The sequence below is a fragment of the Streptomyces sp. SAS_270 genome, assembly GCF_052543295.1.
In genome coordinates this window covers 22205-48377 of the sequence record NZ_JBMNDS010000011.1, presented here as the reverse complement: position 1 = coordinate 48377, position 26173 = coordinate 22205, and the positions used below count along the sequence as shown (strand labels likewise).

Genomic DNA, 26173 nt, shown 5'->3' with positions numbered 1-26173 from the left:
TGCCCCCGCCGGTGCGGCGACGGGCGGGCTGAGCCTGGTGCTCCTGCTGCCAGGCTCAAGATCACTCCTGTGATCACTCCTGGGGCGTGGTCTCCTCGCGGATGACCTGCTGTGCCACCTTGAAGGCGCTGTTCGCGGCCGGTACGCCGCAGTAGACCGCCGCCTGGAGGAGCACTTCCTTGATCTCGACGGGGGTGAGGCCGTTGCGGAGAGCGGCGCGGGTGTGGAAGGCGAGTTCGTCGAGGTGGCCGCCCGCGACCAGCGCGGTCAGCGTGACACAGCTGCGCGAGCGTCTGTCGAGCCCGGGGCGGTCCCAGATCTCGCCCCACGCGTAGCGGGTGATGAACTCCTGGAAGTCCCCGGAGAACGCGTCCGCCGATGCCAGCGCCCGGTCGACGTGCGCGTCGCCGAGCACCTCGCGGCGGACCTTGAGCCCCGCGTCGTAGGGGTCGGGTCTGTTGCCCAGCGCCACGGGCTGCGGGGCGGCCGGGGCGATCTCGGCGAGGGGGGCCGCCGACGGGGGCGGCGCGAGGACCGGCTTGACCGGGGCCGCCGGGATCGCCATCTGGCCGGTGGACGAGTCGAAGGCGGGCTGCCAAGCGGTGGAGAAGTGCCGGACGAGCAGGTCGGTGACCGCGGCGGGCTGCTCCACGGGCACCAGGTGCGAGGCGCCGGGTACGACCGCGAGCCGGGCGTCGGGGATCCCGGCGACCAGGGTGCGCGCCTCGGCGGGCCCGGTGACCTGGTCGTCGGAGCCGGCCAGGACGAGCGTGGGGACTCCGATGCGGCCAAGTTCTGCCCGTATGTCGAACGCGGCGAGCGCCTCGCAGGCCGCGATGTAGCAACCGGGGTCGGTGGTGCGCACCATCTGCACGGCCCACTCGGTGATCGCGGGCTGGGCCGCCGCGAACCCGGTGGTGAACCAGCGCTCCGGTGACGTACGCGCCATCGGGTCCAGCCCGTTCGTCCGGACGATCACCCCGCGTCGGCGGAACTCGTCCGCCGTCCCGAACCGGGGCGACGCGGCGATCAGTGCGAGCGAGGCGACGCGCTCCGGGCGGCGCAGCGCCAGTTCCATCCCGAGGGCGCCGCTGAACGCGCAGCCCGCGAAGCCGAACCGCTGCACGCCGAGCCCGTCGAGCGTGGCCAGCAGCCGCTGCGCGAGTTCGCTGACCGAACCGGAGGGGTACGCGGGGGCTCCGCCGTGTCCCGGCAGGTCGAACCGGAAGATCCGCCAGTGCTTCGACAACTCCGGGACCTGGCGATCCCACATGTGCCAGGTCGTACCCAGTGAGGGACCCAAGATCAGGACTGGGGCGTCCTCTCGCCCGTCAAAGCGGTATTGCAGCGTGTTCGTCGGTGTCTCACTCACGTCCTGCACGCTCTCACATCTCACTGATTCCACGCGCTCGGGGTCAGGTCCCCGTGCAAACCGTCCCACGTTGTGAGGGCTTCGCGAAGATCCTCCACGCGCCGCGGACCGAACAGCGCCCGCGCACGCCGTGCACAGGGCCGGGCCCGCACACAAGGGCGGGCCCGGCCGGCATCAGGCCACGGGATCGAGGAAGGTCAGCACGGAGGCGTCCTCCTCGATCAGCGGAGCGAGGACGGTGTTGAACGGGCCGCCGTACGGCGCCTTCAGGTGGGCCTGGAAGGCGTCCTCGTCCCGGTACACCTCGAAGATCCAGAAGGCGCGCGGGGCGGCCGCCTTGGTGTAGACGTCGAAGGCGAGGTTGCCCTCTTCCTCGCGCACCTTCCCGGCGTACTCGAGGATCAGGCGGGCGACCTCGCCCTCCGCGCCTTCGCGGGCGGTGAACTCGGCGAGCAGAGTCTTCTTCACGGTCATGGATCCTTGTCAGTCGTGGGCGGAGTCGAGGTGGTGGACAACGGCCTTGTCCAGCCTCGCCGAGCCGTTCTCGGCGAAGAGCCGCACTCCCTGGTCGGCGGGGTCGGGGAAGATCTGGTCGGTGATCACGGCCTCACCACTGCCGCCGAAGACCTCGACGGACGACCAGTCGACGAGGACGCGCAGCTTCACCTTGCCGTTTGCGGCCTTGAGCGGGGCGCGCTGGACGCCGGGGAAGGCGCTGCTGAAGTCCACGGCACCGGAGCGGGTGCGGTCGACGTACAGCTCCTGCGTCGTGGTGTCGTAGCCGATGACGGTCTCCGTGCCGTCGGCGCCGGTGCGTACCTTCAGGCCGAAGCGTTCGGCGTCCTTGACGGAGAAGGTCGCCTCGATGTCGAGCGCCTTGCCCTCGGCCGCGGGGCCGATCAGGGGCTTCGAGGTGCTCTTGACGTTGACGCCGGACGCCGTCGCCGGGTCCTCGTCACGGAGGGAGGCCAGGCTGTCGACGGGCCGGCTCGTCAGCCGGAGGCGGCCGTCGACGGTGCGAAGGGCCATCTGCCGGGGGATGCTCTGGGCGCTGCGCCAGGGCGAGGTGGGGATGGAGCCGCCGTACTCCCAGTCGTTCATCCAGCCGATCATGTAGCGCTTGTCACCCGGCACGTTCTCCCAGGACACGGCCGCGTAGTAGTCCTTGCCGTAGTCGGCCCAGTCGGCACGCTGCACCACGGACCTGGCGGGGGCGTCGGCGGCAGTGAACCGGTCGGCCATGATGTGGCCCCAGCCTGCGGTGTTCATGTCGACGATCTGGACCCGTGCCTTCTTGCCGGCGTAGGAACGCAGGTCGAAGGAAGCCCAGTCCAGGGTCTCGCTGTTGGAGCCGGTCGCGCTGCTCACGACCTTGCCGTCGACGAGCAGGTTGACGGATGTCTCCCGGGAAAGGGGCTGGGCCTTGGAGTCGGACAGCACGATGTGGTCGACGTTGAGGTGGCCCCAGCCGCCGGTGTTGTCGTCGACGATCCTGATCCGCGCCTTCTTGCCGCTGAGGTCCTTGACGTCCCAGGAGGACCAGTTGAGCGCTTCCGCGTCCTTTCCCGTGGCGCTGCGCACCACCTGGCCGTCCACGAGGAGTTCGACGGCTGCGGGGTCGGCGGAGCCGGCGGGGTGGTTGCCGCCGCCGACGAGGAAGTCGACGTAGTCCTTGTCGATGGTGAATTCGGGCGAGGTGAGGGTGCCGGTGCCGGAGTCGCCGTTCAGGTACGAGTTGGCCAGACCGTTGCCCAGGAATCCGGAGACTTCCTGCTGGTCGGGCAGGGTGCCGTGGGCCGGTGCGGTGCCGAAGGCGTCCCCCGTCGTCGTCCAGGCGCCGTAGCCGCCCTCGAAGTCGGCGAGGACCGTCCCCGCGGGCGGATCTCCCTGCTCCATGACCGTCCCGGCCTCGTGGGGGTGCTGTCCGCCGCCGACCTTGAAGTTCAGGTAGCGGCTGTCGACGGTGAACTCGGGCGAGGTGAGGATGCCGGTGGTGCCGTCACCGCCGTGGAAGCTGTTGGCGAGGCCCGAGCCGTCGAAGCCGGATACGGTTCCCTGTCCGTCCACCGCGCCGGCCGCAGGCCGGTCGCCGAACGCGGTCCCGGTGGTCGTCCATGCGTCGAAGCCGCTGCCCTCGAAGTCCTGCATCACGGTGCCGGCGGGCGGGGTGTACGTTCCCTTGTCCTCGGCGGTGAACTTCTTGCCGTCGAAGTCGCCGACGAAGTACTGGGCACCCGAACCGCCGGTGATGCCCCCGGGGTTGATGTTGACGACAAGAACCCACTTGATGTTCTTCTTGTCCCCGTCGACGGCGAGGGGGAACAGGTCGGGGCACTCCCACACGCCGCCCGTCGCACCGGCCGGACCGAACTCACTGAGCGGACTCCAGTCCTTGAGGTTCTTGGACGAGTAGAACCGCACCTTGTGCTCCGCGGACAGCGACACCGTCATCAGCCAGCTCTTCGTCGGCGCGTACCACTGGACCTTGGGATCGCGGAAGTCCTTGGAGCCGATGTCGATGACGGGATTGCCCTGGTACTTGGTCCAGGTGCGGCCGAGGTCGGTGCTGTAGGCGAGCGACTGCGCCTGTACGCCCGTGTCCTTGCGGTAGCTGGTGTAGACGGCCACCATGGCCGGGTTCTTCTTCGTCCCGAACCCGGTGGTGTTGTTCACGTCGACCACCGCGCTGCCGGAGAACACCATCTCCTTGTCGTCGTGGGACAGGGCGAGCGGCAGCTGCTCCCAGTGCACGAGGTCCTTGCTCACCGCGTGCCCCCAGGACAAGTCGCCCCAGGAGTTGCCGTTGGGGTTGTACTGGTAGAAGAGGTGGTACTCGCCTTTGTAGTACACAAGCCCGTTGGGGTCGTTCATCCAGTTCTTCTGCGGGGTGAAGTGGAACTGGGGCCGGTAGGTCTCGGTGTACGGCGGGGAGTCCGCGGCGACGGCCTGCGGGGCCGGGCGGGCGGCGGACAGCACGCAGACGGCCACGACCGCCGCGATCGTCCAGGTGCGGGCATGCCGGGATGCACGTGCAGAGCTCATGGTGTCTCCTGCCGCGGTCGTCCACGCGGCGGAGCCTGCTGCCGGGCGAGGACGGACCGAAAAGTGACGCCCTGTCGGCGCCGTCGTCCACGTCGCCGACCAAGGGTGTCATCGTTGACTTGTGTCATCGATGACATCGAGTGGCCCGATGATGGCCACAACCCGGCCCACGCGTCAACGGTTGCGGTGCGATTGCCCCTTGGCTCGGCCCCTGCCCGTCAGGACCGCTCGGCCGTGGCAAACTGCGCCAGCCGGCTCTGCCAGGGCGGATTGGGACCGGCGACCGCGCAGGTCAGGGCCGCGACCTGCGCGGCGAATTGGCAGGCTTCCGCCACGTCGTCGAGACGAAGGTCCGTCAGCCGGCCGCCGAGGAGTCCACGGGCGCCGAGCCGGTGCAGCAGCCCGGCCGTGAAGGAATCCCCTGCCCCGACCGTGTCCACGACCTGCGTCGCCACCGCGGGCACCTCGACCCGTTCGCCGTCGAGCGAGGCCAGGGCGCCGTCGGCGCCGCGCGTGATCACCACGAGGCGCGCCCCTGCGGCGTGCCAGATGTCGCATGCCTGCTCGGGGGAGGTTTCGGGCAGGAGCAGGGCCAGGTCGTCCTCGCTCAGCCGCAGCACATCCGCGAGGGCGCACCAGTGCCGCAGCCGCGCGCGGTAGACCTCGGGGCGCACCAGCAGCGGGCGGACGTTGGGGTCGATGCTGACCGTGGCGCGTGCGGAGGCAGTTGCCAGGAACTCCTCCACCACCGCCGCCCCGGGCTCGCGGACCAGGGCCAGGGATCCGGTGTGCACACAGGCCGTCCCGGACAGGTCCAGCCCCGCCAGTTCCTCGGTCGTCCACTGCCAGTCGGCCGTGTTCTGCGCGTGGAAGGAGTACGCGGCCTGCCCCTGGGCGTCCAACTCCGCCACGGCCAGGGTGCTCGGCTCGGCAGCCTCGACGGCGTGGGACAAGTCCACTCCGGACGCCTCCAGATGGGCCCGGAACAGCCGGCCGAAGACATCGCCGGAGAGGCGGGCGAGGAAGCGGGTCGGCATACCGAGGCGGGCCAGGGCGACCGCCGTGTTCGCAGGTCCGCCACCCGGCAGCACCCTCAGCCTGAGTTCGTTCGCAACGTCTGCCGATTCGGTGAAGGCGTCCGCGACGCACTCTCCCAGGACCGTGATCTGGCGCGGGCTCATGGGCTGCTCTTCTCTCGGAAAGGTCGGGCCGGCAAACCGCGTCGTGATGCTCCCACCGACCGGCCGCGCAGGGTGACGACCGCGGGCGTTGCCGATTTGTGACGGGTGGAAGGCATTGACGTTGCCGGGATGCGGAGTCCATCATCCTGGCCATGCAGTGTCAACGATGACATAAGTCAACGATGACACCCGGGCGGCTGCTCTGACCCGAAACCCCGTGCCGTTCGCTATCTCACAGGAGTCGATCATGTCTCGCACCACTCGTCTGTCCTCCTCCCTGCTCAGAGTCGCCGCGGTCACGGGCGTCGCGGCCCTCACCCTGACGGCCTGCGGGTCCGGCTCCGGTTCGAGTTCCACGAGTTCCGGCTCGGGCACCGTCAAGGTCGGGCTGATCACCAAGACCGACACCAACCCGTTCTTCGTGAAGATGAAGGAGGGCGCGGAGAAGGCCGCCAAGGAGAACGGCGCTCAGCTGATGACCGCGGCGGGCAAGTTCGACGGGGACAACACCGGACAGGTCACCGCCATCGAGAACATGGTCGCCGCCGGGGTGAAGGGCATCCTGATCACCCCGAGCGACTCCAAGGCCATCGTGCCCGCGATCGCGAAGGCCAAGGCCAAGGGGGTCCTGGTCATCGCCCTGGACACGCCGACCGAACCGCAGAGCGCGGTCGACGCCCTCTTCGCGACCGACAACCTCAAGGCCGGCGAGCTGATCGGCGAGTACGCCAAGGCCGCCATGAAGGGCAAGACGGCGAAGATAGCCGCCCTCGACCTGGCGCCCGGCGTCTCCGTCGGCGTCCAGCGGCACAACGGTTTCCTGAAGGGCTTCGGCGCCACCGAGAAGGACGTGGCGTGCGCCCAGGACACCGGCGGCGACCAGGCCAAGGGCCAGACGGCGATGGAGAACTGTCTGCAGAAGGCGCCCGGCATCAACGTCGTCTACACCATCAACGAACCGGCTGCCCTGGGCGCGTACACCGCGCTGAAGGCCAAGGGCCGGGAGAAGGACGTCCTGATCGTCTCCGTCGACGGCGGCTGCACCGGCACCCAGGCCGTCAAGGACGGCAAGATCGCCGCGACCTCGCAGCAGTACCCGCTGAAGATGGCCGCCGAGGGCGTCAAGGCCGTCGTGACGTACGCCAAGGACGGCAAGAAGGCGTCCGGTTACACCGACACGGGCGTCACCCTGATCACCGACAAGGCGCAGGACGGGGTCACGTCCAAGGACACCGCCTACGGCCTGGAGAACTGCTGGGGCTGAGCCGCCCCCAGGACCGTACGACGTCGCCTTCCCCCTCAGCGGGGCGGCCGGCCCGCACCTCCCCGACCCGGGACGGCCGCCCCCCTCACCCTCTTGTCCTCTTTGGCCTCCTTGCCCTGTCGGCGAGGACGGACAAGGGCTTCTGTCTTCCGACAAGGACTTCGCATGACAGCCACGACCACGCCGTACGCCGAGCTCAAAGCGCCGACCACGGCCCGCAGACTTCTCACGGCGCCGACCACCGGCCCGCTGGTCGCGCTCCTCCTGGCCTGCGCCTTCTTCTCGCTCTCGACCGACCAGTTCCTCACCGGCGGCAACTTCTCCCTGATCGTGCAGCAGGTCATGGTCGTCGGCACCCTCGCCATCGGCCAGACCCTGATCATCCTCACCGCAGGCATCGACCTGTCGTGCGGTGCCGTGATGGCCTTCGGCAGCATCGTGATCGCCAAGATGGCCGCCGAGGGTTCCCTGCCACCGCTCCTCGCCATCGCCCTGGGCATAGTCGTCTGCGGTGGATTCGGACTGCTCAACGGGCTGCTGGTGCAGAAGATCCCGCTGCCGCCGTTCATCGTCACCCTCGGCATGCTCAACGTGGCGTTCGCGCTGACCCACATCTACTCGGCCGAACAGACCGTCACCAACCTGCCCGGCCCGCTGACGGCCCTCGGAGAGACCTTCCCGCTCGGCCACACGGACATCACCTACGGCTCCCTGGTCACCATCGTCCTGTTCCTCCTCCTCGCCTACGCGTTGAGCAACACCGGCTGGGGCCAGCACGTCTACGCCCTGGGCAACAGCCAGGAAGCGGCCCGCCTCAACGGCATCCGCACCTCCCGGCTGACCATCGGCATCTACACCGTGGCCGGTCTGCTGTACGGCGTCGCCGCCCTGCTGCTCATCTCCCGCACCGGAGTGGGCGATCCCCAGGCCGGCCAGACCGACAACCTCGACAGCATCACCGCCGTGGTCCTGGGCGGCACCAGCCTCTTCGGCGGACGCGGCTCGGTCCTGGGCACCTTCATCGGCGTCCTCATCGTCGGCGTGTTCCGCAACGGCCTGCAGCTGACGGGCGTCGCCTCCATCTACCAGACCCTGATCACCGGCGTCCTGGTGATCCTCGCGGTGACCGTCGACCAGATCTCCCGGAAGAAGTCCCGATGACCGCCACCTCCTCCTCCCCCACCCCCGTGCTGCAGGCCCGCGGTCTGGTCAAGCGCTACGGCCACGTCACCGCCATCGACGGCGCCGACTTCGACCTGCTGCCCGGCGAGGTCCTCGCCGTCATCGGCGACAACGGAGCCGGCAAGACCAGTCTCATCAAGGCCCTGACCGGCGCGGTGGTCCCCGACGCGGGCGAGATCCGGCTCAACGGCGAACCCATCCAGTTCTCCGGCCCGCAGAGCGCGCGCGCCCACGGCATCGAGACGGTCTACCAGGACCTCGCCGTCGCGGCCTCCATGGACATCGCCTCCAACGTCTTCCTCGGCCGCGAACTGCGCCGCCCGGGCGTCCTCGGCAGCACCTTCCGCATGCTCGACAAGAAGCGGATGCGACGGGAGGCCGCCGAGCACATGGCCGACCTGAAGATCGGCCTGCGCTCGCTCACCCAGGCGGTCGAGACCCTCTCCGGCGGACAACGGCAGGCCGTCGCGGTCGCCCGCGCCGTCGCGTGGGCGCGCAGTGTCGTCGTCATGGACGAACCCACCGCCGCCCTCGGCGTGAAGGAGTCCGGCCAGGTCCTGGACCTGATCCGGCGCGTCCGCGACAAGGGGATGCCGGTGGTGCTGATCAGTCACAACATGCCGCACGTCTTCGAGATCGCCGACCGGATCCACGTCCACCGGCTGGGGCGGCGCGCTGCTGTGATCAAGCCGTCCGACTACTCCATGGCGGAGGTCGTCGCCATCATGACCGGCGCGCTCACCGTCGACGAGGCCGGAGATACTGTCGTAGCGGATTCCGAGGCCGCGAAGGCCGCGGGAGTACAGGCCGGCTGACCGCACGCAGTGAGGACTCCCAGGTTCCGGCCGAGGCCGCGGCCGGAACCGACGAGCACAGGAGACGCTTTCCACCATGGCAGCGAACCGCCGCCCCACTCTGTCCGACGTCGCGCGAGAAGTGGGTGTCAGTGCCAAGACGGTCTCCCGGGTGCTCAACGAGGACGGACCCGTCTCGGCGCGGACGAGGGAACAGGTTCTCGCCGCGGTGGCCAGGCTCGGTTTCCAGCCGAACCTCATGGCACGCAACATCCGTGTGGGCGGCCCGGACACCACCATCGGGCTGGTCGTCCCCGACCTCGGCAACCCCTTCTTCGGAGCTGTCGCCGGCGCCATCGAGGACACCGTCCGCGAGCGCGGACTGACCCTGCTCATGGGCTCCTCCGCGGACGATCCCGACCGCGAACGCACCCTGACCGACAAGTTCCTCGCCCGGCGCGTCAGCATCCTGATGGTCGTGCCGTCCGTCGGCGCCGACCACTCCCATCTGAAGAGCCATCGGGCCCGGGGGCTTCCCGTGGTCTTCATCGACCGTCCGGGAGTGGGACTGTCGACGGACAGCATCGTCAGCTCCAACCGCGCGGGCGCCCATGACGGCGTCGCCCATCTGATCGCCCACGGCCACCGCCGCATCGGCTTCATCGGCGACCTGCCCGTCAAGCTGTACACCCGCCGAGAACGCCTGGCCGGATACCGTACGGCCCTCCAGGACGCCGGTCTCTCCTACGACCGCTCCCTGGTCACCAACGCCCATGACCAGCACGGTGCCGCGGCCGCCACCTCCAAGCTGCTCGCCCTGCCGGATCCCCCCACGGCGCTGTTCGCCGGCAACAACATGGTGGCGCTGGGGATAGTCGCCGAACTCGCCCGCAGCAAACGCAAGGACGTCGCCTTCGTCGCCTTCGACGACGTACCGCTCGCCGAGGCCCTCGAACCAGCCCTGACGGTCGTCGCCCAGGATCCCGAGGAAATCGGCCGAACGGCAGCGGCCACCGCCCTGACACGCCTCGACGGCGACCGCTCCCGCGCCCGCACGATCACCGTCCCCACCAGGCGGATCGTGCGGGGCTCGGGCGAGCGCCCCGCCCCGTAGGCGCGGCCAACGGGGCAACGGGGCAGCGGCCGGTGAACGTACCGTCAGTCCTCCAGGCGCACCGGCATCAGGACCGAGAAGGTGTCCTCGTCGTCGGGCCGGCGGATCGCGATCGGTGCCGTGGGGCTGCCGAACTCCAGGATCAGCCGGTCCCGGGCCCCGGCGGCCAGCGCGTCCAGCAGAAACTCACGGTCGACCGCGACACGGTTCGGGTCGTCGTCGCCGTCGGCGCAGAGGGTCACCGTGCCGCCGTCCTCAGCCCTGAGCAGGCTGAGGTCACGTTCTCCGGCCTCACCGGTGCGGACCGGACCGGTCTCCAGGGCCTTGCGGAAGTCCGCCACCTCGACAACGGCGCGGCGTCCGCCGGCCGCGGGGAGGAGGCGACGGTAGTCGGGGAAGTCGTGGCCGAGACACGGACCGGCTGCCTGCCCGTCCCCGGCCTCCAGTGCCACACGGTCACCGTCGACAGTGAGCCGCACAGGTCCCTCGCCGCCCAACAGCGCCCGCATCGCGTCAGCGAGCGGCGCGGGCACGATGACCTGCACTCGGCTCCCGTCGTGCCCGGCGACAGCGGCCCGCGCGACAGCCATTCGGTACCGGTCGGTGGCCACGGCATGGAGGCTCTCGCCCTCCATGTCGAACAGGACACCGCCGAGCATCGGCAGCTCCGGGTCGGTGCTCACCGCGAAACGGACCGTATCCAGTGCGGCTGCCAGCTCGGGCGCGGCGACGGACAGCCGGACGGTGGCGATGCTGAGCGAGGTCATGACATTCTCCCGGTGATCGAGTAGCGCTCGGAGCGCGGAGAACTCACTGCGGGCATCGGACAGCCCCTGTTCGAGACGGCGCAGGTGCGCCTTGAGCAGGTTCCGGACCAGATCGGTGTCCGCGCCGGACCAGCCGGCCAGCGTCAGCCGGACGTCCGTCAGCGGCATCCCGGCCCGGCGCAGGCGCGCCAGCAGCCGAGCCTCTTCGAGCTGCTCGGGTTCGTACCAGCGATAAGCGCTCACCGGATCCACCCAGGCCGGGACCAGCACACCGGCACGGTCGTAGAACCGCAGGGCGCTCACACCCAGACCGCTGTCGCGGGCCATCTCACCAATGCTACGCATGTCGTTCTCCACACCCGGCACTCTGGGCCCTGAACAAGGTCGAGGGTCAACCACTTCCTGAGGAGTGGATCAGAGCTCGCCCGGTGCGCCGAGGCCGGTCAGGGCGCCGACGGGGTCGAGGTCGGGGGTGCCGCGGGGCCACCAGTCGTCGTGGCCCGGCTCGGACTCGTAGGCGTACCAGAGGCCGTTGTGACCCAGGCGGAGCTGGGCGTGGCCGCGGGGGTGGGTGAGCTGGTTGCGCCGGGGGCGGAAGGCGGGGAGATCGGCGGCGAGGAGGAGGGGGCGAGCGCGGTCGAAGCGGCCCGCGGGAGGGTCCCAGGGCTCTTCGAGGACGGTGAGGCCTTCGAGGCCGCCCTGCCGCCAGGCCGCGACCGCACGGGCCAGGTCGGACGGGGTGCGTCCGGCAGCGGAGGCCAGCGCGGAGTAGAGAGCGCGGGTCGCGGCGGTGAGGCCGGAACCGGGGCGGGCCGCGGCAAGGCGCACCGCGTCCTGCCAGAGCGTCAGCTCCGCGACCGGGTCGCGCCCCGCGGTGAGCAGCGTGTGGGCGCGGGCCGCCGCGTCGGTAGCCAACTGGTCGAGCGCAAACGGGTCCAGACCGCCGGGCGCACCCGGGTAGGCGGGCGGCTGCTGCGGGTGCGCGGGCGGCGGCAGCGGGGCCGGGAGGGGCGGGAGCGCGCGTGGCTTGAGGGCGTCACCGGCGCGGACGCCGGGCAGGGGTGCTGGTTCCTGCTCCTGCGCGGCACGGGCCGCGCGGGCCGCGTTGCGCCGGGACAGGGCGTCCAGCAGCTCCCGTTCGCCGCGGCCGCGCAGCAGGAACAGCACGAAGGGGTCCTCGTCCAGCAGACGTGCCGTCCGGTAGCAGAGGGCGGCCGCGTGTTTGCAGGGGTGGCCGGAGTCCGGGCAGCTGCAGTGCGGTTCGAGGTCGCCGGGGCCCGGGAGCAGGGCGACACCGCACTCCGCGAGCGACTGGGGCATCTCCTTGTCCAGCAGCGCGGCGATGTGCCCGGGCCGTTCGGCGGCGGCGTCCAGGAACCGGTCCCAGTCGGCGTCCGACAGCGTCCGCAGCCGGATCTGCACGCGATAGGGGCGCGGTCTGCTGCCGTGCACATACGCGAGCAGCAGCCCCGGCGTCACGGTGATCGCGTCCACCGACCCCTTTCCGGCATACGCCCTCCCCCGTGCCAGCCGCGCCGCGTCCAGCGCGCCCTCCTCCAAGGCCGTCACCCACGCGTTCCCCCACCACGTCTCCGCGAAGGCGTCCGCGCCGCCCCCGCCCGCCGAGCGGGGCGGGAAGGCGGCGAAGGTACGGCGCAGGTCACCGTCGCGGCCGGGGGCTGCCATGGAACGGGGGAGGCTGTGAATCGGGGTCGCGCCCGGGACCTCGGCCACCGGCTGCGCCCCGCCGGAGGTGGACTGCCGGGTCGGGCGTCGAGTCAGCGGGTCGTCCCGATGGCGCACGTCATCGCGGTGACGCGCACGACGGGCGCCGGGTACGGGGTGGTCTTCCGGTGCCTCCTCCGGCGTCTTCTCGAGTGCAGAGTGCCCGGGCGCCTCGCCGACGGCGGGGGTCGTCGCGCCGGTCAGTGAACTGCCGTGCCGGGTGCGGTCGTTGTCCTGTGGTTCGTTGTCGTGCTGTTCGTGGTCCTGTGGCTCGCGGTCCGGAGGTTCGCTGTCGGGGCGGGTGACGTCATCGGTCCGCTCTGCATCGCCGGGCGGCGCCACCGGGTTGTCCGGCGTTCCGTCAGGGACCCGCGCTGCGGGGTCGCTCCTTACCGCGTCACCGGCGGGCGCAGCCTCGGCGTCGGGCAGTTGGAAGGCGCCCGCGAGGAGGTCCCGTAGGTCCTGGGCCCGGGTGTCCGTTCCGCGGCGCGGGGTCCTGCCCCGGCCCCGTGAGCCGGTCGGTTTCCCTGCCTCGGGCCGACGCCCTGCCCCGGGCTGCGTATCGACTTCCCTGCCCCCGGCCTGCGTTCGCGACCGCGCGGCCTGTTCGCGGGCGGCGCGCAGTGCCTCGCGGGCGATGTCGCCCGGGCGTACGGCACCCGAAGGCGCCCGCTCGTCGGGGCGGACGTCACCGAGGGCCTCGTCCACGGCGGCAGGGGGCTCCGATCCGCGCCGCAGCGCCTCGCGGGCCCCGTCGCCTGGGCGGGGTTCGGGTGCGGGGACCTCCGCGGGTGCCGCGTCTTCCTGGCCCTCCGCCGGGTGGGACTCCGTCTCCGAGCCCCGGGCCTCGCGTTCCCGTGCCGCGCGCAGCGCCCGGCGTGCCACGTCGGCGGGGCGTGCCTCCTGCGCCGGGGGCTTCTCGTCCCCGGGCCCGTTCATGTGTCCCTCCGCAGGGAGACCAGGTCGGACAGTGCGCGGTCGGTGAGTTCGGTCAAGGCGGCCTCGCCGGAGCCCAGGATCGCGTCGGCCAGGGCCCGCTTCGCTTCGAGCATCTCGGCGATACGGTCCTCCACCGTGCCCTCGGTGATGAGGCGGTGGACCTGGACGGGCTGGGTCTGGCCGATGCGGTAGGCGCGGTCGGTGGCCTGTTCCTCGACGGCGGGGTTCCACCAGCGGTCGAAGTGGATGACATGGCCGGCCCGGGTGAGGTTCAGCCCGGTGCCGGCCGCCTTCAGGGAGAGGACCAGGATGGGTGTCGCCCCGCTCTGGAAACGGTCGACCATGTGTTCACGTTCGGCGACCGGTGTGCCGCCGTGCAGCAGCTCCACCGGGACGGCGCGTGCGGCGAGGTGCTCGGTGATCAGGCGGGCCATCCCGACGTACTGCGTGAAGATCAGGGCCGAGCCGTCCTCCGCCAGCAAGGTGTCGAGCAGTTCGTCGAGCAGGGCCAGTTTCCCGGAGCGGGTGGCGAGGCCCGGCACCGCGGCCTGCGCGTTCTCCTTCAGATAGAGCGCCGGGTGGTTGCAGATCTGCTTGAGGGAGGTGAGCAGTTTCAGCACCAGGCCGCGGCGTGCGATTCCCTCGGCCGTCTCGATGGCGAGCATCGACTCGCGGACCACCGCCTCGTAGAGGGAGGCCTGTTCGCGGGTCAGCGGGACGGGGTGGTCGGTCTCGGTCTTCGGCGGGAGCTCGGGGACGATGCCGGGGTCGGACTTCTTTCGGCGGAGCAGGAAGGGGCGGATCAGCCGGGCCAGGCGCGCCACCGCCTCCTCGTCCTCGCCGTTCTCCACCGCGCGCGCGTGCCGGGCGCGGAAGGACTTGAGGGGGCCGAGGAGACCGGGGGTCGTCCAGTCCAGCAGGGCCCAGAGTTCGGAGAGGTTGTTCTCCACGGGGGTTCCGGTGAGCGCCACGCGCGCGGGGGCCGGAATCGTGCGCAGCGCCTTCGCCGTCGCCGAGTAGGGGTTCTTGACGTGCTGTGCCTCGTCCGCGACGACCATGCCCCAGGTGTGCTGGGCGAGCCGCGGCGCGGCCGAGCGCATCGTCCCGTAGGTGGTGAGGACGAAACCGCCGTCCAGGTCCTCCAGGGTGCGCCCCGTTCCGTGGTAGCGGCGGACAGGAACTCCGGGGGCGAACCGGGTGATCTCCCGCTGCCAGTTGCCGAGCAGCGAGGCGGGGCAGACGACGAGGGTGGGCTCGCGGCGGGCTCGGCGCAGATGCAGGGCGATGACGGTGACGGTCTTGCCGAGCCCCATGTCGTCGGCGAGGCAGCCGCCGAGACCGAGGGAGGTCATGAGGTCCAGCCAGGACAGCCCTCGCAGCTGGTAGTCGCGCAGTGTGGCCCGCAGGCCGGGTGGCGGCTCGACGGGTGTCACGCCCGCCGTGAGCCGGTCGCGCAGCGCGGCCAGTGCACCGACGGGGACCGCCTCGACCGTCTCGCCGTCGATCTCCGCGGTGCCGCTGAGCGCGGCGGACAGCGCGTCGACCGGGTCGAGCAGGCCCAGTTCGCGCTTGCGGGCCTTGCGGACGAGTGCCGGGTCGACGAGGACCCACTGGTCGCGCAGTCGGACGACCGGGCGGTGTGCCTCGGCGAGCAGATCCATCTCGGCGTCCGTGAGCGGGTCGCCGCCGAGGGCCAGCTGCCAGCGGAACTGGAGCAGGTCCTCGCTCTCGAAGAAGCCCGTGCCGTCCGTCGCCGACCCGGGGGCGGGCCGCACCACCGCTGTCGCGCTCAGGTCCTGGGCGAGGTCCCGGGGCCAGTGCACGGCGACCCCGGCTGCGCCGAGCCGGGTCGCCGCGACTCCGAGCAGGTCGGTCAGCTCGTCCTCGGAGAGGGCGAGCACGTCGGGCACGTCCTGCTCGGAGAGGCGGTCCAGGGGAGACCAGACGCGGGCCGCGCGGCGGACGGCGAGGGCGGCGTCGACCCGCGCGCGGGGGCCGAACGTCGCGTCGGCGCTGCCCGACCAGAGAGCCGAGGCGTCGACGACGAGGGTGGGGTCGGCGAGGCTGTGCACCTGGACCACGGCGGCGCCCGCGCGGCGTGCGCCCTCGCTGTCGTCGAAGAGCTGGTAGGCGGAGAGGTCCAGGCGCAGCGAGATCCGTACGCCCGCGTCCATGCCCGCCGCGACCTCCGCGGCCCAGTCGTGGGCGCCCGACAGCCGTTGCGGTTCGACCGCGGCGAAGGGCTTTCCCGAGGTGTACCGGGCGGCGGGGGTGCGGGGCAGGGTGTCGGCGACCGCGTCGAGGAAGGACCGCATCAGCGCCTCGGGTTCGGGCAGCCGGAGCGGGCCCTTGCCGGGGAGCGGGACGGCGTGTCCCTCGTACGGGAGGGCCGCGGCGACCGCCCTCAGGTGCGCGATGTCGTCCGGGTCCAGGGGGCCGGCGCGCCACGCGTCGTGGCCGTCGGCCGTCAGGCCCGGCAGCAGCCGTCCGCGCGCGACGAGTCGCAGGGCGTGCAGTGCGGCCGCACCCCAGCAGGCGGTGGCGGGATGGGCGGCGGGGTCGCGGCGCGCCCCGGCGAGCAGCGGCAGCGCCTCGGCAACCGGCAGGGTCACGGCGGGCACGGTGCCCCTGCGGACGCCTGGGCCGTGGGGCCGTACGACGGTGAGTTCGGCCGGTGCGGCGGACGGCAGCGGGTCGCCGTCCGGGGACCAGAAGGCGACTCGGCCGGCGCGCGGCAGCGGTGCGGGCAAGAAGACCGCGGCGAGCCGTACGGACACGGCGGCCGGGTCCAGGCGCTCGGCCTCTCGCGCACCCACCCTCGCCCCGTCTCGCTCGGCCACTGCCACGGGTCCGTGGCCGGACGGCGCGTCGCCGACGCCACCGTGCACGGAATCCACCGCATCCGCCATACGCCCGGTCACCTCCCGCCCCTTTGTCGCATCAGGTGTCTTCGACTCTACGGGCGGCCTCTGACAATCGGCCTCGGCGACGGGCCCGGTGGCCTCGGCGGCCCCGTCAGGGGGTCGTGCGGGAGACGACGAACACGAAGGGACGGGTGGGGTCCGACAGGTTCACCAGGACGTCCTGGGTGGGCGCCGGGTTCTTCTGCTTGTGGACGAGGCCGTACCAGGGGCCGCGGCCGCTGAACTCCCAGCCGGTGACCTTCTGGTCGCGGGCGCTGATGGTGATGTGGTCCTCCTTCAGGTCGGCCCGGCTGGTGCCCAGGTCGGCGAGGAAGACGTCCAGGTTCGCGTCGGAGGTCTGGAACTGGACGTAGAGACGGCTGGTCTTCCAGTTGTTCGTCTCGTAGTAGGCGACCCAGTCCGCCGGGTGCGGGATGGGCAGCTGGTAGAGGCGGCGCTGCACCTTCGACGGCCAGCCCGTGGTGAGGCCGGTCGCCGAGTACTTCGCCTCCTTGTCCTTGCCGCTGTTGCGGCTCTGGTTGGCGGAGATGACCAGGTAGCCGGCCGGGACGCCGATCAGGAGCACGATGATCAGCAGGGTCAGGGCGCGGCGGCGGTTGCGGTGGCGCCGGTCCTCCGGAGGGCGCCGGCGCGGCTCGTCCGGGGGCGAGGCCTGGCGTGGCAGGGAGGCCGTCACAGTGTCTCCTGCGAGGTACGGCGCGACTCCACGTAGCGCTCGTACCGCTCGTAGCGCTCGACCCGGCGGCGGTTGGCGCGGCGGAAGCGTCGGGCGACGAGGCGGGAGAGGTCCGCGGCACCGACCATGCCGGCCTCGGGGCCGAGCTGGGCGCGCGCGATGCGGGCCTCGGGGCGGTAGCCGCGGCCGGTCAGGTGCCTGCGGAAGGCGTCGCGGGCGGGGCCGATGAGCAGGTCGTCGGCCGCGGAGACGCCGCCCCCGATGACGAAGCAGGAGGGGTCGAGGGCCGCGGCCAGGTTGGCGATGCCGACGCCGAGCCACTGGCCGATGTCCTGGAGCAGCTCGATGCACATGGCGTCGCCCTCGCGGGCCAGCTCGGTGATCATCGGGCCGGTGATGTCGGCGATGTTGCCCTTGACGTGCTCGATGATCCCGTACGCCACCGGGGAGTCCGCGGCGGCAAGTTCGCGGGCCTCGCGGACCAGCGCGTTGCCGGAGCTGTACTGCTCCCAGCAGCCGCGGTTGCCGCAGGGGCAGCGGTGGCCGCCGGGCACGACCTGCATATGGCCGAACTCGCCCGCCACGCCGAACTTGCCGCGCTTGACCTGGCCGTCCTCGAGGATGGCGCCGCCGATACCGGTGCCGAGCGTGATCATCACCAGATGGTCCTCGCCGCGGCCCGCGCCGAAGCGCCACTCGGCCCAGGCGGCCGTGTTGGCGTCGTTGTCGACCAGGACGGGCACGGCGAGGCGTCCCGCGATGCGGTCGCGCAGGGGCTCGTTGCGCCAGGACAGGTGGGGGGCGAAGAGCACGCGGTTGCGGTCCGCGTCGACCCAGCCGGCCGCGCCGATACCGACGGCGTGCACGTCGTGCCGGTCGGAGAGGTCCAGCACCAGCTCGACGATGGTGTCCTCGACGACCTTGGGGCTCTTGGACTTGTCCGGCGTCTCCGTGCGGACTTTCTCCAGGATGTTCCCGTCGGCGTCGACGACGCCCGCCATCACCTTCGTACCGCCGATGTCGATGCCGACGGTCGGAACGCGGGGCGCCGTCAGGTGGGAACGGCGCTCACGGGTCCCCACGGTCCGCAGGACGGTGGCCCGCGCGGAGCCGCGGTGGGTGAAGTCGCGGTAGGTGCTCATCGCGCCGATTCTGCCTCACGCCCCCGCGGCCCCGCATCGTGGAGCCCCCTGAGCCCCCGCTAGTCGCCCTTGGCGGTGTCCGTCGGCCGGCCTCCCAGGTGGGTCGGCACCGGGGCGCGCTCCAGTTCGTGGCGGAGGTCGTCGAGTTCGCTGCCGCCTGCCATTTGGCGGGTCAGCTCGTCGAGGGTGATCTCGTCACGGGCGTTGCTGCTGAACATGGTGCCGCGCTTCAGGAGCACGAAACGGTCGCCCACCAGATACGCGTGATGCGGATTGTGGGTGATCAACACAACACCCAGTCCGGCGTCCCGTGCCGCCGCCACATATTTGAGGACCACACCGGACTGCTTCACACCGAGGGCGGCGGTGGGCTCGTCGAGGACGAGGACCTTGGCGCCGAAGTAGACGGCGCGGGCGATCGCCACGCACTGGCGCTCACCGCCGGAGAGGGTGCCGATGGGCTGGTCGACGTCGCGCAGGTCGATGCCCATGCGCAGCAGCTCGGCGTGGGTCGTCCTCCGCATGAGCTCGACGTCCATGCGCTTGAAGGGGCCGCTGCCCTTGGAGAGCTCGGAGCCGAGGAAGAAGTTGCGCCACACCGGCATCAGCGGGACGACGGCGAGGTCCTGGTAGACCGTGGCGATGCCCCGGTCCAGGGCCTCGCGCGGCGAGCCGAGACGGGTCTCCTCGCCCTCGATGCGCAGCGTGCCCGCGTCGTGCTGGTGCAGACCCGCGATGATCTTGATGAGGGTGGACTTGCCCGCGCCGTTGTCGCCGAGCACGCAGGAGATCTCCCCCGCGTGCACCTGCAGCGAGACGCCTTCGAGGGCGCGGATGTTGCCGTAGTACTTACTGACGTCGTCGAGCTCGACGAGCGCCCTGCCGTCCGGGTCCGTGGCGGCCGTCTTGGTGATGTCCGTCGTCATTTCGTCGCCTCCGCGCGCTTGCGGACCCAGTGGTTGAGCAGGGTGGCCAGGAGCAGCATCACTCCCAGGAAGAACTTGAACCAGTCCGGGTTCCACTCGGCGAACACGATGCCCTTGCTGACCATGCCGAAGATGAGCGCGCCGACCGCCGCACCGACCGCGGAGCCGTAGCCGCCGGTGATCAGGCAGCCGCCGATGACCGCGGCGATGATGTAGATCAGCTCGTTGCCGACGCCCTCGCCGGACTGCACGACGTCGAAGGAGAACAGCAGGTGCTGGCCGGAGATCCAGGCGCCGAAGGCGACGCCCATGTAGAGGCCGATCTTGGTCTTGTTGACGGGGACGCCGACCGCGCGGGCCGCGTCCTCGCCGCCGCCCACGGCGTAGATCCAGTTGCCGAACCGGGTGCGCAGCAGGATCCAGGTGGCGACCAGGATCAGGCCGAGCCACCACAGGATGGTCACCTTGAAGTCGACGCCGCCGATGGTGAACGTGGAGGCGAAGACGGACTTCGCGGAGGAGAAGCCCTCCATGTCGGAGATCGACTTCGTGGAGACCGTGTCGCTGATCAGCTTGGTGAAGCCGAGGTTCATGCCGGTCAGCATCAGGAAGGTGCCGAGCGTGATGATGAAGCTCGGCGGGTCGGTGCGGGTCAGCATGACGCCGTTGAACACGCCGATGGCGAGCGTGACGAGCAGCGAGACGCCGACGCCGACCCAGACGTTCGCGGTCATCTGGTAGCTGAACATCGAGGAGATCAGCGCGGAGCTGGTCACCAGGACGCCTGCGGAGAGGTCGAACTCGCCGCCGATCATCAGCAGCGCGACCGGGACGGCCATGATGCCGATCGTCGAGGAGGCGTAGAGGACCGTGCTGAGGCTCGCGGCCCGTACGAAACTGTCGGCGAAGATCGCGAAGAAGAGGAAGACGGCGATCGCGCCGACCACCGAACCGAGTTCGGGCCGGCCCAGGAGCCTGCGCAGCGGCGAGGTCTTCAGGAGGCGTTCGTCGGTCTTGGTGCCCGGCGCGGGCGCCGGTGCCGTGGTGCTCATCGGGTCCCCCGCTTGGTGTAGTCCTCAAGCTCGGCGGCCATGTCCTTGGTGATGATCTGCGGGCCGGTGAGGACCGGCTTGCCGCCGCCGAGGACGTTGGCGTTGTACTTGTAGAGCCACAGCAGGTCCACGGCCTCGTACCCCTGGAGGTAGGGCTGCTGGTCGACGGCGAAGCCGAGCGTGCCGTCCTGGAGTTCGGTGGCCACCTTGGCGTTCAGGTCGAAGGTGTCGATCTCGGCCTTGCTGCCCGCGTCCGTCCTGGCCTTCACCGCGGTGTCGGCGTAGGGGGCGCCGAGCGTGACGACGCTGTCGATGGACTTGTCGGCCTGCAGCTTCGCCCCGATCGAGGACTGCACGGAGGGCATGCTGGTGCCCTCGACGTAGAGGTTCTGCACATCGCCGTCGAAGGTCTTCTTCACACCCGCGCAGCGCTGCTCGTGGCCGACGTTGCCCTGCTCGTGCAGGATGCACAGGGCCTTCTTCTTCCCGCGCTTGTTCAGCTCCTCGCCGACGGCCTCGCCGGCGATCGTCTCGTCCTGGCCGATGTGCGCGAGCGCACCGAACGCCTTGGACTCCTCGGATCCGGAGTTCACCGTGATCACGGGGATGCCGGCCTTCTCGGCGCGCGCCACGGCGGCCTTCATCGCGTCGGGCTTGGCGAGGGTGACGACGATGCCGTCGACCTTCTTGTCGATCGCGGCGTCGATGAGCTGTGCCTGCTGCTGGGCCTCGTCGTCGTGCGAGTACAGGAAGTTGATGTTGTCCTTGACGGCGGCCTGCTTGGCGCCGCTCTGCACGATGTCCCAGAAGGTGTCGCCATCACCCGAGTGGGTGATCATCGCGAAGGTCCACCTGGGCGTGTTGACCGCGGCCCTCCCCTGGGCCGACGCGGCCTTGCGGGCGTCCTCGGCCTTCTTGCCGCCGGTGCTGCTGCATCCCGCGAGGGACACCCCCAGCGCCCCTGCGAGCGCGATGCTTACCCAGGTCCGAGTCCGTGCCACGAGGCCGTGCCCTTCTTGCTGTGCCGCTTGGTGCGCCGGGCCCTGCGGACCGGCCCGGAGGGCCGTTCCGTAGGCCCCTGGGGCCGGATGATCTCCGGCCCCGAACGCCCAAGTATCGCCGACCCTTGATCGCCGTGTCCGTGCAGGTCCCGGGCGCCCCGGACGCCCTTGGGCCGGGGGTCCGGGGGTTGTCCCCCGGGCGGACACGGCGTGCACCGGGATCATGCACCCCATCAGCGGGTACCGCGCGCGGTGTACTTCTCCAGCTGCGGTACGTCCTTCTCGGTGACGAGCGCCGGGCCGGTGAAGACCGTCTTGCCGCCGCCGATCACGTTGCCGTTGGTCCTGTAGAGCCACAGTTCGTCAATGGCCTCGTATCCCTGCAGGTAGGGCTGCTGGTCCACGGCGAAGTCGACCTCCTTGGCCTTCAGCCGCCTGACCACCTCGGCGTTCAGGTCGAAGGTGGCGATCTCTGCCTTGCTTCCCGCGTCGTCCTTCGCCTTGACGGCGACGGCGGCGATCGGGGCGCCGAGGGTGACGACCGCGTCGATGCCCTTGGTGGCCTGGAGCTTCGCCTCGATGGAGGACTGCGAGGAGGGGGCGTTGGTGCCGTCGACGCCGAGGTTCTCGAGCGAGCCCTTGAAGGTCTTCTTCACACCCGCGCAGCGCTGCTCCAGGGAGACGTTTCCCTGCTCGTGGATGACGCAGACGGCCTTCTTCAGTCCGCGCTTGTTCAGCTCCTCGCCGACGGCCTCACCGGCCACCGACTCGTCCTGGCCGAAGTGCACGAGGGCGCCGAACTGCTTCGAGTACTCCGCGCCGGAGTTGATCGACACGACGGGGATGCCCGCCTTCCGGGCCTTGGCGAGGACGTCCTTCATGGCCTCGGGCTTGGCCAGGGTGACCACGATGCCGTCGACCTTCTTGTCGATCGCGGCCTGCACCAGCTCGGCCTGCCCCTTGGCCTCCTTGTCGTTGGAGTACAGGAACTGGACGTTGTCCTTGGCCGCCGCCTGCTTCGCGCCGCTCTGCACGATGTCCCAGAAGGTGTCGCCCTCACCCGCGTGGGTGATCATGGCGATTTTCAGGCGGGGCGTGCCGACCGCCTTGCCGCCCCCGCTGTCGCTCGCCTTGTCCTGCGAGTCCTTGCCACCGGAACTGCTGCACCCCGCGGCGAGCGCGATCGTGGCCAGCACCGCCACTGCTGTTCGGGCTGTACGCATGGTCGGACCCCTCTTCTCCCGGCCGCCCCGTTGCGGCTGAGGGAGTTCTAGCTTCGGGGTCGAGCGCCCGTCCATCGGTTTGCCAGAACATTCTTACGATCGAGATGGACTCTCCACTCCTGCCGGCTCACGGCCGTGACCGAGTCGTGCCGAGGAGCACTCCGAACGGCGTCACGGTCGTACGAGGAGCTGGAACTCGAAGGAGTAGCGCGAGGCGCGGTAGGTGTGGGAGCCGAACTCGACGGCGCGGCCGGTGTCGTCGAAGGTGGTGCGCTGCATGGTGAGCAGGGGTGCGCCCTCGGGCTCGCCGAGCCGTTCGCCCTCCTCGGCGGTGGCCGCGCGGGCGCCGACGGACTGCCGGGCGCTGTGCAGGGTGACACCTGCCGCGCGCATCATCCGGTACAGGCCGGTGCCCTCCAGCTGCGCGCTGTCGAGGTCCAGCAGGCCGGTGGGCAGGTGGTTGCACAGGTGTGCCATCGGTTCGCCGTGCGCGAGGCGGAGCCGTTCGACCCGGTGCACCTCGCTGCCCTCGGCGACCCCGAGGGCCGCCGCGACCTCGGCGGAGGCGGGTTCGAGGATGTTGCGCAGCACATGGGTCGCGGGGCGCTGGCCCGCCGCCTCCAGGTCGTCGTAGAGGCTGCTGAGCTCCATCGGGCGCTTCACCTGGCTGTGCACGACCTGGGTGCCGACGCCTCGGCGGCGCACCAGCAGTCCCTTGTCGACCAGGGACTGGATCGCCTGGCGGACGGTCGGCCGGGACAGGCCGAGGCGCCCGGCGAGCTCGATCTCGTTGCCCAGCAGGCTGCCCGGTGTCAGCGTTCCGTGCTCGATCGCGGCCTCCAGCTGCTGGGACAGCTGGAAGTAGAGCGGGACCGGGCTGCTGCGGTCGACGCTGAGCTGGAGCGACACGGTCGGATCGACTTCTGGTTTCGGCACGGCCTGAGCGTAGCTCCGGGAGATGTTGACGGGAAGTTGTGAAGTTCGATTGTCCGGACATTCGCATTGACAGCGTGCCTGGTCGGCCCCCCAATAGGTCCCATGCGCATCGGACTCATCGGAGCGGGTCGTATCGGCACATTCCATGCGACGACTCTCAGCCGTCACCGCGAGGTCGGCGGCTCTCTCATCGTGACGGATGCGGATCCCGCGAGGGCCCATGCGCTCGCGGACCGGCTGGGGGCGACGGCGGCGCCCGGCGTGGACGAGATCTTCACCTGGGGCGTGGACGCGGTGGTCATCACGGCCGCGACCTCGGCGCATGGCGAACTGATCGGTCGGGCAGCACGGTCGGGGCTCCCGGTGTTCTGCGAGAAGCCCATCGCCCTCGATCTGCCGGGCACGCTGACCGCGCTCGCCGAGGTCGACACCGCCGGAACGGTTCTGCAGCTGGGCTTCCAGCGTCGCTTCGACGTGGGGTACACGGCGGCCCGGGAAGCGGTGCGCTCGGGTCGGCTCGGGCGGCTGCACACGGTGCGTGCGATGACGTCCGACCAGTCGCCGCCGCCGGCCGCGTACCTTCCGCTCTCCGGCGGCCTCTACCGGGACTGCCTGGTCCACGACTTCGACATGCTGCGCTGGGTGACGGGCCACGAGATCGTCGAGGTGTACGCGACCGGGTCGGACGCCGGCCCGGCGATGTTCCGCGAGGCCCACGACATCGACACGGCCGCCGCCGTCCTCACGTTCGACGACGGCACGCTCGCGACGGCGACGGCGACCCGGACGAACGGTGCGGGGTACGACGTCCGTATGGAGCTGGCCGGCGAGCTGGACCAGATCGCCGTCGGGCTCGACGACCGGACGCCGATCGCGTCCACGGAACCGGCCGGACCCCCGCCCGCGACCAAGCCGTGGACCGGCTTCCTGGAACGCTTCGGCCCCGCGTACGAGGCCGAGCTCGGCGCCTTCGTCGAGGTGGTCCGCGGTGAGCGCGCCAACCCGTGCGACGGCCGAGAGGCGCTGCACGCCCTGCGCATCGCCGAGGCGTGCGAGCTGTCGCGGCACGAGCGGCGGCCGGTGCGGCTGACGGAGGTCCCGGGCGGACGCGACTGAGCTCGCGCACCCGGGTCACCCGAGAAGCCGTACGGCCGGGGTCTGCGTGCTCGTGGCGAGTACGCGCTCGCAGTGGCGGCAGACCACCTCGTGCGGGCGCACCGCGTTGGTCTGGGTGCTGCCGGTGCCCGACTCCTCGGTGTCCCGGCAGTGGTACGCCAGGTGGAGCCGGACCCAGGGGTGGCTGGTGGGCGCCATGGCCTGGTTGCCGTCACGGGCGTCCTGGAAGGGCGCCCACCAGAAGTCGACCAGGGCACGGACCGCCAGACGCTCGGCGCCCCGCGTCGTGTCGAACGCGGCGAGCCGGGCCGCGGCGTAGTGACGGGGGAAGCCGCCGCGGCTGCCGGAGCACAGCGCCCGTTCGGCGCCGCGCTCGATGACCGTCGTACGGCCGGTGCGCTCGCAGACGAAGCAGTCCAGGGTGAATTCCAGCTTGGAGCGCCAGTACAGCTCGTGGGTGTCCGTGCCGCGCGGCGGCAGTCCGGTCAGCTCGGCGGTGATCTCCGCGGTACGCAGCACGGTCGGCCTCCTGACGGTTCACGGACGGCGGCAGGGACGCAGGGACGACGGACACGCACCGGCGTGTGCTACCAGCGCACCGGCATCCTCCGCACGCCGCGCATCAGCATGCCGGGCAGGCGGCCGCTCGGCGGTCCGTCGAGGGCCAGGTCCGGGCAGCGGTCCAGCAGGGAGGGCAGCGCGATACGCGCTTCGAGACGGGCCAGGGGTGCGCCCAGGCAGTAGTGGATGCCGTGCCCGAAGGCGAGGTGGCCGCGGGCGTCACGCCGGATGTCGAAGCGGTCGGGGGCCGGATATCTGCCCCCGTCGCGGTCGGCCGCGGTGAGGCCGATCATCACCGGGTCGCCCGCAGAGACCGCCGTACCGCCGATGACGAGCGGCTCTGCGGCGAACCGGAAGGTCGCGTTCTCCACGGGGCCGTCGTAGCGCAGCATCTCCTCGACGGCCCCGTCGAGGAGGGTCATGTCGGCCCGCAGCGCGGCGAGTTGCCCGAGGTGTGTGAGCAGGGCGTGGACGCCGCTCGTGATGAGGTTGACCGTCGTCTCGTGCCCGGCGATGAGCAGCACGAACGCCATGCCGCGCAGTTCCTCGGGCGAGAGCCGGTCGCCGTCCTCGGCGGTGGTGCGGATGAGGCTGCTCAGCAGGTCGTCGGCCGGCCCGGCGCACCGCTTTTCCTCGATCAAGTCGGTGAGGTAGGCGGCGAGTTGAACGAACGCCTCGTGCTCGCTCTGCGCGTCGGCGGGCGCGACCGCCTCCGTGGACAGTGCCCGGAAGGCGGCCCGGTCGATCTCGGGCACCCCGAGCAGTTCGCAGATGACCGTGAGCGGCAGCGGATACGCGAACGACTCCACGAGGTCTGCGTGTCCGTGCGGCAGCATCGCGTCGAGCAGCGCGTCGGTGATCTCCTGGACGCGCGGGCGCAGCGCCTCCACCCGGCGCATGGTGAACGCACGGGCGATCAGCCCCCGCAGCCGCGTGTGCTGCGGCGGGTCGGCGATCAGCAGGTACTTGCCGATCAGCTCCTCGTCGAGGAACGTGAACCCGATCCTCGCCCCGTCCTTGGCCAGCCGCGGATCGGCGAGCGCTGCCCGCGCCTCCTCGTATCCGACGACGAGCCACGTCTCGTGGTGCTGGTCGGGCGGCGGCAGCCGCACCTTGTGCACCGGCCCCAGCGCCCGCAGCTGCGCGTACACCGGGTGCGGGTCCTCGGTGAACCCCGCACCCCACTCCCCCAGATCGACCACATCCGCCATACGACATCCCCCCTCGCCCCTCCAA

At 71.0% G+C, this 26173-nt stretch carries 21 protein-coding genes; 5 read left to right on the top strand and 16 right to left on the bottom strand.

Translation table 11 applies throughout. The features are described 5' to 3' along the window. Positions 1–73: 73 nt before the first annotated feature. From pcaDC to ACN6LB_RS10265, 4 genes are all read right to left on the bottom strand, one after another. Entirely contained in the window at positions 74–1372 is a 1299-nt protein-coding gene (pcaDC, locus tag ACN6LB_RS10280) for a bifunctional 3-oxoadipate enol-lactonase/4-carboxymuconolactone decarboxylase PcaDC (RefSeq protein ID WP_445025536.1), read from the bottom strand. A 174-nt stretch (positions 1373–1546) separates the two neighbouring features. After that, entirely contained in the window at positions 1547–1840 is a 294-nt protein-coding gene (locus ACN6LB_RS10275) for a putative quinol monooxygenase (protein WP_356140110.1), read from the bottom strand. A 15-nt stretch (positions 1841–1855) separates the two neighbouring features. After that, the gene (locus ACN6LB_RS10270; RefSeq protein WP_445025535.1) at positions 1856–4414 is read right to left on the bottom strand and encodes a GH32 C-terminal domain-containing protein; all 2559 of its coding nucleotides are present in this window, start codon (positions 4412–4414) and stop codon (positions 1856–1858) included. A 218-nt stretch (positions 4415–4632) separates the two neighbouring features. Further along, a complete protein-coding gene (locus ACN6LB_RS10265; protein WP_356140084.1) occupies positions 4633–5595 on the bottom strand; it encodes a carbohydrate kinase family protein in 963 nt (320 codons plus the stop codon). A gap of 247 nt (positions 5596–5842) precedes the next feature. Here ACN6LB_RS10265 and ACN6LB_RS10260 point away from each other — a divergent pair, with 247 nt between their 5' ends. The 4 genes from ACN6LB_RS10260 to ACN6LB_RS10245 all read left to right on the top strand — a co-directional run bounded on the left by ACN6LB_RS10260 (position 5843) and on the right by ACN6LB_RS10245 (position 9949). Further along, complete coding sequence (locus tag ACN6LB_RS10260; RefSeq protein WP_445025534.1) at positions 5843–6859, top strand: sugar ABC transporter substrate-binding protein; 1017 nt, start codon at positions 5843–5845, stop codon at positions 6857–6859. 165 nt (positions 6860–7024) lie between these two features. Continuing rightward, complete coding sequence (locus ACN6LB_RS10255) at positions 7025–8020, top strand: ABC transporter permease (RefSeq protein WP_445025533.1); 996 nt, start codon at positions 7025–7027, stop codon at positions 8018–8020. Continuing rightward, entirely contained in the window at positions 8017–8856 is an 840-nt protein-coding gene (locus ACN6LB_RS10250) for an ATP-binding cassette domain-containing protein (RefSeq protein WP_445025532.1), read from the top strand. The genes ACN6LB_RS10255 and ACN6LB_RS10250 overlap by 4 nt, the downstream gene beginning before the upstream one ends. Before the next feature lie 76 nt (positions 8857–8932). Next, positions 8933–9949 carry a LacI family DNA-binding transcriptional regulator gene (locus ACN6LB_RS10245; RefSeq protein ID WP_356140088.1) on the top strand — a complete coding sequence of 339 codons (1017 nt, stop codon included), beginning with the start codon at positions 8933–8935 and terminating at the stop codon, positions 9947–9949. Positions 9950–9993: 44 nt separating this feature from the next. On the opposite strand, the gene ACN6LB_RS10240 is transcribed toward ACN6LB_RS10245, so the two are convergent. The 10 genes from ACN6LB_RS10240 to ACN6LB_RS10195 all read right to left on the bottom strand — a co-directional run bounded on the left by ACN6LB_RS10240 (position 9994) and on the right by ACN6LB_RS10195 (position 23233). Beyond that, positions 9994–11061: a DNA polymerase III subunit beta family protein gene (locus tag ACN6LB_RS10240; RefSeq protein ID WP_445025531.1), complete on the bottom strand. Its 1068-nt coding sequence runs from the start codon at positions 11059–11061 to the stop codon at positions 9994–9996. Between the two features lie 69 nt (positions 11062–11130). Next, on the bottom strand, positions 11131–13380 hold the full coding sequence (locus tag ACN6LB_RS10235) for an SWIM zinc finger family protein (RefSeq protein WP_445025530.1): 2250 nt from the start codon (positions 13378–13380) through the stop codon (positions 11131–11133). Next, positions 13377–16289, bottom strand: a complete 2913-nt coding sequence (locus ACN6LB_RS10230) for an SNF2-related protein (protein WP_445025529.1) — start codon at positions 16287–16289, stop codon at positions 13377–13379. Before ACN6LB_RS10230 ends, ACN6LB_RS10235 begins: the two co-directional genes overlap by 4 nt. A 106-nt stretch (positions 16290–16395) precedes the next feature. Next, positions 16396–16980, bottom strand: coding sequence for a sugar kinase (locus tag ACN6LB_RS10225; protein ID WP_356140092.1), 585 nt, complete (start codon positions 16978–16980; stop codon positions 16396–16398). Then, a complete protein-coding gene (locus ACN6LB_RS10220) occupies positions 16977–18122 on the bottom strand; it encodes an ROK family glucokinase (RefSeq protein WP_356140093.1) in 1146 nt (381 codons plus the stop codon). The genes ACN6LB_RS10225 and ACN6LB_RS10220 overlap by 4 nt, the downstream gene beginning before the upstream one ends. 59 nt (positions 18123–18181) lie before the next feature. After that, positions 18182–19048, bottom strand: a complete 867-nt coding sequence (locus ACN6LB_RS10215) for an ATP-binding cassette domain-containing protein (protein WP_356140094.1) — start codon at positions 19046–19048, stop codon at positions 18182–18184. Continuing rightward, entirely contained in the window at positions 19045–20100 is a 1056-nt protein-coding gene (locus tag ACN6LB_RS10210) for an ABC transporter permease (RefSeq protein ID WP_356140095.1), read from the bottom strand. Before ACN6LB_RS10210 ends, ACN6LB_RS10215 begins: the two co-directional genes overlap by 4 nt. Then, positions 20097–21101, bottom strand: a complete 1005-nt coding sequence (locus ACN6LB_RS10205; RefSeq protein ID WP_445025528.1) for a sugar ABC transporter substrate-binding protein — start codon at positions 21099–21101, stop codon at positions 20097–20099. The genes ACN6LB_RS10210 and ACN6LB_RS10205 overlap by 4 nt, the downstream gene beginning before the upstream one ends. Before the next feature lie 233 nt (positions 21102–21334). Then, entirely contained in the window at positions 21335–22324 is a 990-nt protein-coding gene (locus ACN6LB_RS10200; RefSeq protein ID WP_445025527.1) for a sugar ABC transporter substrate-binding protein, read from the bottom strand. Between the two features lie 171 nt (positions 22325–22495). Beyond that, positions 22496–23233, bottom strand: coding sequence for a GntR family transcriptional regulator (locus ACN6LB_RS10195; RefSeq protein ID WP_445025624.1), 738 nt, complete (start codon positions 23231–23233; stop codon positions 22496–22498). A gap of 129 nt (positions 23234–23362) precedes the next feature. Here ACN6LB_RS10195 and ACN6LB_RS10190 point away from each other — a divergent pair, with 129 nt between their 5' ends. Next, positions 23363–24376 carry a Gfo/Idh/MocA family protein gene (locus ACN6LB_RS10190; RefSeq protein ID WP_356140098.1) on the top strand — a complete coding sequence of 338 codons (1014 nt, stop codon included), beginning with the start codon at positions 23363–23365 and terminating at the stop codon, positions 24374–24376. Positions 24377–24391: 15 nt separating this feature from the next. Here the strand turns inward: ACN6LB_RS10190 and ACN6LB_RS10185 are convergent, their stop codons facing one another. Together ACN6LB_RS10185 and ACN6LB_RS10180 are read right to left on the bottom strand one after the other, a co-directional pair. Beyond that, positions 24392–24895, bottom strand: coding sequence for a hypothetical protein (locus tag ACN6LB_RS10185; RefSeq protein WP_445025526.1), 504 nt, complete (start codon positions 24893–24895; stop codon positions 24392–24394). 68 nt (positions 24896–24963) lie between these two features. Further along, complete coding sequence (locus ACN6LB_RS10180) at positions 24964–26148, bottom strand: cytochrome P450 family protein (protein ID WP_445025525.1); 1185 nt, start codon at positions 26146–26148, stop codon at positions 24964–24966. Positions 26149–26173: the final 25 nt, after the last annotated feature.